The 12125-nt window shown below is 68.1% G+C and carries 9 protein-coding genes; 2 read left to right on the forward strand and 7 right to left on the reverse strand.

The window, feature by feature from the left end; genetic code table 11:
* Positions 1–390: 390 nt before the first annotated feature.
* The gene (locus BT264_RS00775; RefSeq protein WP_072435901.1) at positions 391–1596 is read left to right on the forward strand and encodes an MFS transporter; all 1206 of its coding nucleotides are present in this window, start codon (positions 391–393) and stop codon (positions 1594–1596) included.
* A 48-nt stretch (positions 1597–1644) separates the two neighbouring features.
* Here BT264_RS00775 and BT264_RS00780 read toward each other — a convergent pair whose 3' ends face one another.
* The 3 genes from BT264_RS00780 to BT264_RS00790 are packed head-to-tail and all read right to left on the reverse strand — an operon-like array spanning position 1645 to position 5306.
* Entirely contained in the window at positions 1645–2667 is a 1023-nt protein-coding gene (locus BT264_RS00780; RefSeq protein WP_072435902.1) for a histone deacetylase family protein, read from the reverse strand.
* A gap of 25 nt (positions 2668–2692) precedes the next feature.
* Positions 2693–3964 (reverse strand): Zn-dependent hydrolase, encoded by a 1272-nt coding sequence (locus BT264_RS00785; RefSeq protein ID WP_072435903.1) that lies wholly within the window; start codon positions 3962–3964, stop codon positions 2693–2695.
* A gap of 31 nt (positions 3965–3995) precedes the next feature.
* Positions 3996–5306: an MFS transporter gene (locus BT264_RS00790; RefSeq protein WP_072435904.1), complete on the reverse strand. Its 1311-nt coding sequence runs from the start codon at positions 5304–5306 to the stop codon at positions 3996–3998.
* Positions 5307–5498: 192 nt separating this feature from the next.
* Between BT264_RS00790 and BT264_RS00795 the strand changes: the two genes are divergently transcribed.
* Positions 5499–6455 carry a LysR family transcriptional regulator gene (locus BT264_RS00795; protein ID WP_072435905.1) on the forward strand — a complete coding sequence of 319 codons (957 nt, stop codon included), beginning with the start codon at positions 5499–5501 and terminating at the stop codon, positions 6453–6455.
* A gap of 58 nt (positions 6456–6513) precedes the next feature.
* Here BT264_RS00795 and BT264_RS00800 read toward each other — a convergent pair whose 3' ends face one another.
* The 4 genes from BT264_RS00800 to lpdA form a co-directional block, all read right to left on the reverse strand.
* Positions 6514–7584, reverse strand: coding sequence for a porin (locus BT264_RS00800; protein WP_072435906.1), 1071 nt, complete (start codon positions 7582–7584; stop codon positions 6514–6516).
* Between the two features lie 161 nt (positions 7585–7745).
* Entirely contained in the window at positions 7746–9176 is a 1431-nt protein-coding gene (locus BT264_RS00805) for a purine-cytosine permease family protein (protein ID WP_072435907.1), read from the reverse strand.
* Positions 9177–9711: 535 nt separating this feature from the next.
* A complete protein-coding gene (locus tag BT264_RS00815; protein WP_072435908.1) occupies positions 9712–10341 on the reverse strand; it encodes an NAD(P)H-binding protein in 630 nt (209 codons plus the stop codon).
* A 392-nt stretch (positions 10342–10733) separates the two neighbouring features.
* Positions 10734–12125, reverse strand: a complete 1392-nt coding sequence (gene lpdA / locus BT264_RS00820; protein WP_072435909.1) for a dihydrolipoyl dehydrogenase — start codon at positions 12123–12125, stop codon at positions 10734–10736.

Here is a 12125-nt window from a genome sequence, read left to right on the forward strand (position 1 = left end):
AAATATACTTCGCGCGCATCCACCCCTCGTGCCAAAGAGAGGATGCGTTTCCGCCCCGGTCACGGCCCCCCTGTGACCGGGGCTTTTTTTGCCTGTGCGCCGTGCCGGCAAAGGGTTTTTGGGCCGCGACGCGATGCCCGCGCCGGGTTGCAGCCAACGCATGAACGCCCCGTTCGATCTCCGCGGGCACACGCCGCTGCGCAGTCGCCGGCCGGCTCCTGGATCGCCGCGAGCGGGCCTCGCGCACACGCGGGACGCGCTCCGCATTGTTGACATGGAATCAAGATAATTTCGTCCGCATGCGGCTTTTTCCGCAAAAGTAATACAGGCACACTTCGCGCTGTCGTCAACGGCCCGTGCCGTTGTCCCTCGATTACAGGAGCCCAACGCGTGAACACCACGACTTCCTCTCCTTCCCGCCCGGGCGGCAGCGCCGCGCTGCCGCTGCTGGCGCTCGCCGCCGGCGCGTTCGGCATCGGTACGACCGAGTTCTCGCCGATGGGCCTGCTGCCCGTGATCGCCGACGGCGTGCACGTGTCGATCCCGCAGGCCGGCATGCTGATCAGCGCGTATGCGATCGGCGTGATGGTCGGCGCCCCGCTGATGACGCTGCTGCTCGCGCGCTGGTCGCGCCGCTCGGCGCTGATCGCGCTGATGTCGATCTTCACGATCGGCAACCTGCTGTCGGCCGTCGCGCCGGGCTACACGACGCTGCTGCTCGCCCGCCTCGTGACGAGCCTCAACCACGGCGCGTTCTTCGGGCTCGGCTCGGTGGTCGCGGCCAGCCTCGTGCCGCGCGACAAGCAGGCCAGCGCGGTCGCGACGATGTTCATGGGTCTCACGATCGCGAACGTCGGCGGCGTGCCGGCCGCGACCTGGCTCGGCCAGATCATCGGCTGGCGCATGTCGTTCGCGGCGACCGCGGGCCTCGGCCTGATCGCGATCGCCGGCCTGTTCGCCGCGCTGCCGAAGGGCGAAGCCGGCAAGATGCCCGACCTGCGCGCCGAACTGTCGGTGCTGACGCGCCCGGTCGTGCTCGGTGCCCTCGGGACGACGGTGCTCGGCGCCGGTGCGATGTTCACGCTCTACACGTATGTCGCGCCCACGCTCGAACACCTGACCGGCGCGACGCCCGGCTTCGTGACCGCGATGCTCGTGCTGATCGGCGTCGGCTTCTCGATCGGCAACATCGCGGGCGGCCGTCTGGCCGACCGCTCGCTCGACGGCACGCTGGTCGGTTTCCTGCTGCTGCTGATCGCGACGATGGCCGCGTTCCCGCTGCTCGCGAACACGCATGCCGGCGCCGCCGTCACGCTGCTCGTGTGGGGTATCGCGACGTTCGCGGTCGTGCCGCCGCTGCAGATGCGCGTGATGCGTGCGGCTCACGAGGCACCTGGCCTCGCGTCGGCCGTCAACATCGGCGCGTTCAACCTCGGCAACGCGGTCGGCGCGGCAGCCGGCGGCGCGGCAATCTCGGCCGGCTTCGGCTATGCGGCCGTGCCGCTCGTCGGCGGGCTGATCGCCGCGGCCGGACTCGCGCTCGTCGTGCTGCAGATGGCGCAGCGTCGCCACGCACCGGCCACCGCCAATTCGTAATCGCGCCCCGTCCCGCGCCGGCGGCGCACGCAATCCGGCGCTGCTGCGTCAGCGCGCGCCGGCGAACCCGCCGAAGAACGCACGCGCGTTCGCGTCGAGGCTGTCGAGGTGATAACCGCCCTCCTGCACGATCACCGTCGGCAGGCCGAGCGCGCCGATCGCGCCGCCGAGCCGCCCGAAACCGTCGGTCGTGACGGCGACCTGCGATTGCGGATCGTCCTTGTAGATGTCGAAGCCGAGCGCGAGCACGAGCGCATCGGGCTGGAACCTCGCGAGCGCGCGCAGCGCGTCGTCGAGCCGCTCGAAGAACACCGACTCCGGCGCGCCGTGCGGCATCGGCAAGTTGAGGTTGAAGCCGTCGCCCGCCCCCGCGCCCGTCTCTTCCTCGTAGCCGGCGACGACCGGATAGAAGTTGGTCGGGTCGCCGTGGATCGATACGTACAGCACGTCGTCGCGGCCGTAGAAAATCTCCTGCACGCCCTGCCCGTGATGCATGTCGGTGTCGAGGATCGCGACCCGGCGATGGCGGCCGAGCAGCGATTGTGCGGCAATCGCCGCATTGTTCAGGTAGCAGAAGCCGCCGGCCGCGTCGCGACGCGCATGATGGCCGGGCGGCCGGCACAGCGCGTAGGCCTCGCGCACGCCGTCGTTGACGTCGGCCGCGGCCGCGAGCGCACCCTGCGCGGACCAGTACGCGGCACGCCACGTGTTCGCGCCGACCGGGCAGCTGCCGTCGGCGAGGTAGCGCGCGGCTTTCGCGAGTATGCCGCGCAGCGGGTTCGGATCGCGCACGAACACGTTCGACATCACTTCGTCGCCCCAGTCGTCGGGCATCTGCTTCCAGTCGCGGTGCGCGTCCTCGAGAAAGCGCAGGTAGTTCATGTCGTGCACGGCCGCGATCGGCGCGGTGCCGCGGTCGGCCGGCTCGCGCACGTCGAAGTCGAGCGACCGCACGGCCGCGACGAGCCGCGCCGCGCGCTCGGGCACTTCCTGCGGTTCGCGCATCTGCCCGCGCGACAGGTAGCTGCGCGGATGGTGCAGCAGTTGTTCGGGATGGAAATAGGTTTTCATCGTTCGTCCTCGTCGATTCGACGCGTCATGCATCGTGCGCGGTGGTCGCCGCTTCGACGCGCGCCGCGATGCCGGCGCGCGCCAGCACCGCATGGAGCAGCACGTTCGTGCCGCGCGTCACGTCGTCGGGCAATGCATCCTCTGCTTCGTTGTGCGACAGGCCGTCGACGCACGGGATGAACACCATCGCGGTCGGGAAGCAGCGCGCGAGCAGGATCGCATCGTGGCCGGCGCCGCTGACGATCCGCTCGTTCGTGTAGCCGAACGCGGCCGCCGCCTGCGCGACCAGCTCGACGCAATCGCGATCGAACGGCGTCGCCGGGCTGCGCCAGCAGCTATCGATCGCGACCTGCACGCCGCGCGCGGCGGCGATGCGCGCGCACGCATCGCGCAGGTCGCGCTCCATCGCATCGACTTCGGCATCGTCGTGATGGCGCAGGTCGACCGTGAACGTCACGTCGCCGGCAATGGTGTTGCGCGACGCGTTGCGGATCCCGACCTGCCCGATCGTCGCGAGCCCGCGCGGCGCGTAGCCGGCGACGATCCGTTCGAGTTCGAGCGCGATCTGCGCGCTCGCGAAATATGCGTCCTTGCGATACGGCATCGGCGTCGTGCCCGCGTGCGCGGCGACGCCCGTTACCGTCACGTCGAGCCAGCGGATCGCCTGCCCGCCCGTGACGATGCCGATCGTCGTGCCGTTCGCCTCGAGCACGGGCCCCTGCTCGATATGCGCTTCGAAATACGCATCGACGGCACCGCCCGTCGCGCGCGTGCCGCGATAACCGCATGCGTCGAGTGCCGCGCCGAGCGTGACACCGTCGGCGTCCTGCTTCGCCAGTGCGTCGGCGAGCGGCAACGCGCCCGTGAACACGGCCGAACCGAGCATCGCCGGCGCGAAGCGCGCGCCCTCCTCGTTGGTCCACGACACGATCTCCAGCGGCTTGTCGGTCGCGACGCCTGCGTCGTTCAACGTGCGCACGAGTTCGAGCGCGGCAAGCACGCCGTACACACCGTCGAAGCGGCCGCCTTCGGGCTGCGTATCGAGATGGCTGCCGATCAGCACCGGCGCAGCCTGCGCATCGGTGCCGTCGCGCCGTGCAAACAGGTTGCCGGCTGCGTCGACGCTCACCGTCATCCCCGCGTCGCGGCACCATTGCGCGAACAGGTCGCGACCGCGGCGGTCGTCGTCGGTGAGCGCAAGGCGCCGCACGCCGCCGCGCGGCGTCGCTCCGACGCGCGCCATGTCGGCCAGGCTCTGCCACAGACGTGCGCCGTCGATTTCCAGCAGGTCTTTCATTTGCACTCCGGATGAATTCGTTCTTAGCGGTTCAATGCGAGCCGAGCGCTTCGGCGGCGGCCGGCTGCGCGGCCCGGCGCGCATCGAGCGCGACGATGCAGAGCAGCGAGATGCCGGCGAGACATGAGTAGAACACCGCGAGCGGCCACCACTGACCCGTGAAGCGATGCGCGAGCCACGTGCCGACGAGCGGCGTCAGGCCGCCCGCGATCGCGCCGCAGATTTGATACGCGAGCGAGATCGCCGAATAGCGCACATGCGCGGGAAACACGTCGCTGACGAAGCCCGCGATCACCGAGTAGAAACCGGCCATGCATACGACCGCGAGCGCGATGCCCGCGACGAGCGACGCGGACGTGCCGCCCTGCACGAGCATGAACATCGGATACGGCGACAGCATCGCGAGCAGCGCCGCGAGCTTCAGGAAGCGCGCGCCGCCGATCCGCTCGGCGATCCATGCGGCGATCGGCTGCGCGACGAACTGGATGATCGCGACCGCGAACAGGCTGTCGAGGATCAGCGAGCGCGATACGCCGACGTACTGCGTCGTGTACGCGATCATGAACGTGTTCGTGAAATAGACGCCCGCGATCCCGATCGTGTTCGCGCCGATGCACAGGGCCACGAGCCCCGACGCGGAACGGAACACTTCGGCGACCGGCAGCTTCACCGTGCGGTTCGCTTCCTTCACGCGTGCGAATTCCGGCGACTCGTTCACGCCGAGCCGGATCAGGATGCCGACCACGAGCAGCACCGCGCTCGCGAGAAACGGCAGGCGCCAGCCCCATGCGAGGAAGTCGGCCTTGTCCATCGACGTGACCGCGCGGAACGCGATCAGCGACAGGATCAGCCCGGCCGGGCTGCCGAGCTGCGCGAACGACGCGAAGAACGTGCGGCGCCCCTGCGGCGCATGCTCGCCCGCCATCAGCACCGCGCCGCCCCATTCGCCGCCGACCGCGATCCCCTGCACGACGCGCAGCACGACGAGCAGCACCGGCGCGAGCATGCCGACCTTCGAATAGTCGGGCAGCAGCCCGACGCAGACGGTTGCCACGCCCATCATCATCAGCGTCGTCATCAGCGCCTTCTTGCGGCCGATGCGATCGCCGAGATGGCCGAAGATGACACCGCCGAGCGGCCGCGCGAAGAAGCCGACCGCGAACGTCGCGAACGACGCCATCGTGCTGACGAACGGGTCGTGCGACGGGAAATAGAGTTCGCCGAACACGAGCGCGGCGGCGGTCGCGTAGATGTAGAAGTCGTACCACTCGATCATCGTGCCGATGAACGCGGCCGTCGCGGCGCGTCCCGGCTGGCGGGCGGAAGGAAGGGACTGGGTCATGCGGGCTCCTGATGCGCGCCGCGTTGCGGGCGACACGCAATATCGTGGTGACGGCCGTCTGTCGCGGCCTCGCGCCGCACGCTGCGGCACCCCTCCTTTATCGGCGACCGCAAATCATTAGTCAAATTTCAAGTTATTATTCGCCGTATAAATTCAACTAATGTCCACCCCGACGCCTCGCCCGGAGACCCGATGCGCCCCGATCTCGCCCCGTTCCTGAACGACCGTCTCGACTGGAACCTGCTGCGCACCTACCTGGTGATCATGCAGGAGCGCAGCGTGAGCCGCGCGGCCGCGCGCCTGCATGTGACGCAGCCGGCCGTGAGCCAGGCATTGAGGCGGCTCGAGGACGCACTCGAGCGCCGGCTGATCGAGCGGCGCGGCGCGCACTTCGCGCCGACGCCGGCCGGCGAAGCCGTGTACCGGATCGCAAGCGACATTTACGGCGGCATCTCGCGCCTCGAAACGGAAATCGACGACAGCACGGCCGACCTGACCGGTTCGATCCGGCTGCTGACGGTGAGCCGCATCGAATCGCCCGTCTACGACGAATTCCTCGCGGACTTCCATCGCGCGTATCCGCGCATCGACCTGCAGATCGAAGTGATGCGCTCGTCGGACATTCTTTCGTCGCTGCTGCAGAAGACGGCCACGGCCGGGCTCGGCCTGTGCCGCACGCCGCACGACAAGCTGGAGATGCGCTGCTTCCTGCGCCAGCGTTATGCGATCTACTGCGGCCGCCATCACCGGCTGTTCGGGCAGACGCAACTACGGATGGACGATCTGCTCGCGGAGAATTTCGTGTCGTTCACGAGCGACCAGATCGGCGACAGCCTGTCGCCGCTCACCGTGTTCCGCGACCAGAAGGGTTTCACGGGACGCATCGTCGCGTCGTCGCCGAGCCTCGATGAAGTGCGGCGGCTGATCTTCGCGGGCTACGGGGTCGGCTGCCTGCCCGAGCACATCGTGCGCGACGATATCGCGCAGCAGCGGCTGTGGCGGCTGCCGCCCGACGACGGGCTCGTCGATGTCGACGTGTTCCTGCTGTGGCATCGCGACCGCAAGATGAACGCGGCCGAGCATGCGTTTCTCGACGCGATGGAGCGCTGCATGCAGCGCTATTCGCTCGCGGAGCGGCTGGGGAAGTAGCGGCGCGAACGCGCCCGGGGAAAGCGCCGGGCGCATACGGCCCGGCGCGTCGACGACGTCAGAAGCGATGCACGATGCCGAGCTGCACGCCGCGCGCATTCGCGCCCGGATACGCGAGCGGCAGGCCGGGGTTCGCCGCGCCCGCGAGCGTGTAGCCGGCCTGGTTGCGGTTGCGCAGGTACGACAGCGCGCCGTAGAAGCTCGTGCGCTTCGACAGGTCGTACTCGTACATCAGCCCGAGCTGATCCGCGTTGTTGCCCTGCGACGACTGGTCGTGCAGATACGCGTAACCAAGCGCGACATAGTTCGCCGGGTTGAACTGGTATTTGACCGACAGCCCGTACACGCGCGAATCGATCCCGAGGTCGGCCCACTTCACCGCGGAGAAACCACCGTATACCGTCGCCTTGCCGATCGCATACGACGCGCCGGCCATGATCGTGCGATCGGTCGTGGTCGCCGTCGTGTTCTTCAGCCACTGGCCCGCGACGAACGCCGCGAACGGCCCGTGTTCGTAGGTCAGGTCGAACTGCTGGCTGGAGCCTGCCGAGCGCGCGCCGCCCGCATCGCCGAACCCGAAATACAGCCCGCCCTGGAAGCCGGCGATCTCCGGGCTCTGGTACGACAGCGTATTGCTCGTGCGGAACGCGAACACGGTCAGGTTGTCCATGCCCGACGCCTGCGTGACGCCGCCGAACGCATCCTGCCCGCCCTGGTCGTTGAACAGCGGCGAATTCTGCCGGCCCGCGCGCACCTTGCCCCACTGCCCCGCGATGCCGACCCACGCCTGACGGTTGAACATGCTGCCCGAACTCGCCAGCGTGCCGTCGTTCGGGTTGAAGCCGTTTTCCAGCGCGAACTCGATCTTCTGCCCGCCGCCGATATCCTCGCCGCCCTTCAGCCCGAACCGGCTGCCCCACTGGCCGCCCGAGCCGATCGCCGCCGTATAGCCGTTGCCGGTATTTACGTACTGCGCGAATTCGTCGATCACGCCGTACAGCGTGACGCCGTCCTGCGCGAGTGCAGCCCCCGAACCGGCGAGGCACGCGGCCGCTACCGTCATGCGAAGACCGGCGTGCACCGGCCGTGCCCGGGAATCGCAGCCGCGGGCTTTCATTTGTTTAGTCATACTATTCAATGGCAAGAGAATGAAACGACGCCGGGTGCGGCGGTCACGCCGCACCGGCATTGCGGGAAAGGGAATGTGCAGGAGAGCCCGGCGCAGGCAGCGCCCGGCTCGACGCGACGCTCAGGCCGGCCGCCGGCCGGCCCGATGCACGACGCGTGTCGTCAGTGGTGAACTTCGCCGCGTTCGAGCGGCAGGATCAGGCGCTCGGGGATGCTGCGCCGCGACGCGCGCGCGCCGATGTAATACAGCACGGCCGGCACGATCAGGCCGAGGATCCACGAGATGTCGGTGCCGCCGAGCGCGTCGACGAGCGGACCGGTGTAGATGTGCGTCGACATGAACGGCAACTGCACGAGGATGCCGACCACGTAGATCGTGATCGCCATCGCGTTCCAGCGGCCGTAGCGGCCATCCGGATCGGACAGCGCCGGCACGTCGTAGCGCGAGCGCGTGAAGCAGTAGTAGTCGACCAGGTTGATTGCGCTCCACGGCGTGAAGAACGCGAGCAGGAACAGGATGAACGCGGTGAATTCCTTCAGGAACGAATGGCGGCCCGCGAGCGCGATCAGCGTCGACACGCAGATCATCCCGAAGATGTATACGAGGCGGCTCTTCGACGACACGGCGCCCTTGCCGCGAAAGCCGCTGACGATCGTCGCCATCGACATGAAGCTGCCGTATGCGTTGAGCGCCGTCACCGTCACCTTGCCGAACGCGATGCTGAAGTACAGCAGCGCGGCCACGGCGCCCGTCGAGCCGAGACCGACGATATACGCCACTTCATGGTGCGCGAACTGGCTGCCGGCCAGCGCAGCCGCGAACACGCCGAACACCATCGCGGCCTGCGCGCCGATCACCGAGCCCAGGCCGACCGCGAGAAACGTCGCGACCGACGACGTCGAGCGCGGCAGGTAGCGCGAATAGTCGGCGACGTACGGGCCGAACGCGATCTGCCACGACGCCGACAGCGACATCGACAGCAGGAAGCTCGCGAGCGAGAAATGCCTGTTCGCGAGCAGCGCGCCGACGTCGTGGTTCGCGAACAACTGCGAGAACATGTAGATGAACGCGACGATGCCGACCACGCTCGCGATCCGGCCGACGAAGTGGATCGCGCGATAGCCGAACACGGTCAGCACGACGATCACGGCCGCGAACAGCAGGATGCCGGCCGCGTCGTCGACGTGCAGCAGCTGCGCGACGGCCTGCCCGGCCAGCACCGAGCCGCTCGCGGAAAAGCCGATATACATCAGGCATACGAGCACGATCGGGATCATCGCGCCGTACACGCCGAACTGCACGCGGCTCGAGATCATCTGCGGCAGCCCGAGCTGCGGCCCTTGCGCGCCGTGCAGCGCCATCACGGCGCCGCCGACGAGCTGGCCGAGCAGCAGCGCGACCAGCGACCAGAACACGTCGCCGCCGAGCACGACGGCGAGCGCGCCCGTGACGATGGCCGTGATCTGCATGTTGGCCGACAGCCACAGCGTGAACTGGCTCAGCAGCCCGCCGTGGCGCTCGGCGTCGGGAATGAAGTCGATCGAGCGAACCTCGATCAGGCCGCCGGCTTTTCCACTGGAATTCGTTGACACGGGGAAATCTCCACAATACTCAGGACCGCAAATGGTTTGAAAAGACAGGAATCTGCGAGCCGCCCTTTCGGCTCTTCGGGTGCGGGGCGCCGTGGATCGCCGGCATGCGCCACGCACGCACGGTTTGCACGCTGGCGCGCAAGCGGCACGACGTGTGCCGACATTGCCAGCGGATGATCTTGTATATACAACTTGCGAGATATCGGTGATTACCCGATAACCGTCGATTTTCGAAATTGTTCTAACGATCGGGACGTGTCCGACTGGTTTTTCGTAAGCTCGAAGTTTGAAAAATGAAAGGCCTCGCGCTTGTGCACGAGGCCTGTTTGCATGACGAATCAGTTTTGAGAACGCGCGATGTGTCGGGGGGCGGCCGATGTGCGCATCACGCGTTCGGCTCGCGCGCGCCCGACCCGATCTGGAGCGCCGGAATGTCATCGCCGGCGTCATCGACGCTTGCCGGTCGAATGCCGGCCGAGATGGCGGGTATGCATTCACCGCAGCGCTCGCCGAACAGTTCGGCGGGTGCTCCGTTTCAGACGAGCCGATCCGATGCGACGACCTGCACACCCGGCCGCGCATCGATCGCGGCGTCGACCAGCGCGCGCGCAATCCGCGACGCGGGATTCACGCGCCACTTTGTCGGCAATACGGGCCGGGCGACGTTCAACGCGAACACCAGCAGCCGCTCGCCGAGCCTGAATTCGTCGCGGCTGCCGCCGATCAGGCCCGGCCGCACATAAGTGAGCGACGCGAACCCGACGCCGGCCAGCGCGTGTTCGACCTCGCCCTTGACGCGGTTGTAGAAGATGCGCGACGCCGGGTCCGCGCCGAGTGCCGAGTTCAGCACGTAGGCCGGCGTGCCGTGCCGGTGCGCGAGCCGCGCGACCGCGAGCGGATAGTCGTGATCGACGCGCCGGAATGCGGCCTGCGAACCGGCAGCGCGCATCGTGGTGCCGAGCGTGCAGATCACCGCATCGGCCTGCCACCAGTCGGCCGCGTCGGGCAGACGATCGAAGTCGACCTCCAGCGCGCGCATCTTCGGATGCGGCGACAACGGCCGGCGCGCGAGGACGACCACGTGATCGACCCGTGCATCGGCAAGCGCGACTTCGAGGACGTGGCGCCCGACGAGCCCGGTCGCGCCGACGAGCAGCAGTTTCATGTCCGGTTCTTCCGTGTGGAGCCTGCGTTGGCGGGCCGGAAGCGGCCCGGTTTCCGGCTATCGACATGATGGTCGGCCGACGTGGCGCCGGCAACCGTCCCGCATCTCTAAAAATTACAGGCCGCACTCATTCCATATCTCGAACTGGCCGCGTCACGCCGCCGGCTCCGGGCCATCGCATCTCAGATCATTAAGATCATGGTTATTCGATATTTGTGCGACGAACGATATAAAACCCATTCGCGGGCTTTTTTGCGTCGCCAAAGCCGTGCGCGATCGATTCGGATTTGCTTCGACGCAGGAACCGGCACAGCTCGCAGCAAACCGCACGACAACCTGAAGGCCGCCGATGCGCGCATTGCGCACCGGCGGCTCCGTTTCAGGGCGACGCGTCAAACATGCAACGCGTGCCCCAGCGCACGCAATGCCGCCTCCTGCAGTGCTTCGCCCAGCGTCGGATGCGCATGGATCGTGCCGCCGATGTCTTCCAGCCGCGCGCCCATCTCCAGCGACTGCGAGAACGCCGCGGCCAGTTCCGACACCCCGCGCCCGACGGCCTGCCAGCCGACGATCAGGTGGTTGTCGCGCCGCGCGACGACACGAACGAAACCTTCGGTTGCCTGCAGCGTCATCGCGCGCCCGTTCGCCGCGAATGGAAACGACGCGCTCAGGCAATCGACGCCGGCCGCGCGGGCGTCGTCCGGCGACCAGCCGGCCGTCACGATCTCGGGATCCGTGAAGCACACGGCCGGGATCGATGCCGGCATGAACTTGCGGCGCCGGCCGGCGATCAGTTCGGCGACCACCTCACCCTGCGCCATCGCGCGATGCGCAAGCATCGGCTCGCCGGCGATGTCGCCGATCGCCCACACGTTGCGCATCGACGTCCGGCATTCGTCGTCGATCCACAGCGCCCGGCCATTGCGATCGAGCGGCAGCGCTTCGAGCCCGAAGCCGTCGACGCGCGGCCGGCGGCCGACCGCGACCAGCACGCGATCGGCCGGCAGCGTCCGTTCGGCACCGTCGGCCGCCTGCACGCGCACCGCACCGTGCTCCGCGAGCCCGAGCACCTTGTGGCCGAGCCACAGCCCGACGCCGAGCCGCGCGAGCGAATCGGCAACCGGCCTCGCGAGCTCGGCATCGTACGCAGGCAACACGCGCTCCGCCGCTTCGACGACGCTCACGTCGACCCCTAGCTTGCGATAGACGATCCCGAGTTCGAGCCCGATATACCCGGCCCCGACGACGACCAGCCGCTTCGGCAACGCCATGGGCGACAGCGCCTCGGTGGACGACACGACATGCCCGCCGAACGGCATCGACGGCAGTTCGACCGGTTCGGAACCGGTCGCGAGCAACAGGTGCTCGCAACCGATCCGCGCCGTATGGCCGCCGGCGACGACGTCGACCGTCTTGCCGTCGATCACGCGCGCGTCGCCGTGCAGCACGCGCACGCCGTTCTTCTTGAGCAGCGCGCCGACGCCGCGCGTCAGCCGGTCGACGATGCCGTCCTTCCACGCGACGCTTTGCGCGATATCGATCTCGGGCGTGCGCACGCGGATCCCGAGCGCCCCTTCGCCGGCCTGGCCGCAGGCCTGTTCGAATGCGTCGGCCACGTGGATCAGCGCCTTCGACGGAATGCAGCCGATGTTCAGGCAGGTGCCGCCGAGCCGGTCGCGCTCGACCAGCACGGTCGGAATGCCGAGCTGGCCGGCGCGGATCGCGGCGACGTAGCCGCCCGGGCCGCCACCGATCACGAGCAGCGTGGTGTGTTCGTTTTTCAT

Source organism: Burkholderia sp. NFPP32 (assembly GCF_900119325.1).
GTDB lineage: Bacteria > Pseudomonadota > Gammaproteobacteria > Burkholderiales > Burkholderiaceae > Burkholderia > Burkholderia pyrrocinia_C.

Coding starts and splice junctions, on each gene's coding strand:
- BT264_RS00780 (WP_072435902.1), bottom strand. CDS start 2,667: ATGAAAACCTATTTCCATCCCGAACAACTGCTGCACCATCCGCGCAGC.
- BT264_RS00785 (WP_072435903.1), bottom strand. CDS start 3,964: ATGAAAGACCTGCTGGAAATCGACGGCGCACGTCTGTGGCAGAGCCTG.
- BT264_RS00790 (WP_072435904.1), bottom strand. CDS start 5,306: ATGACCCAGTCCCTTCCTTCCGCCCGCCAGCCGGGACGCGCCGCGACG.
- BT264_RS00795 (WP_072435905.1), top strand. CDS start 5,499: ATGCGCCCCGATCTCGCCCCGTTCCTGAACGACCGTCTCGACTGGAAC.
- BT264_RS00800 (WP_072435906.1), bottom strand. CDS start 7,584: ATGACTAAACAAATGAAAGCCCGCGGCTGCGATTCCCGGGCACGGCCG.
- BT264_RS00815 (WP_072435908.1), bottom strand. CDS start 10,341: ATGAAACTGCTGCTCGTCGGCGCGACCGGGCTCGTCGGGCGCCACGTC.
- lpdA (WP_072435909.1), bottom strand. CDS start 12,125: ATGAAAAACGAACACACCACGCTGCTCGTGATCGGTGGCGGCCCGGGC.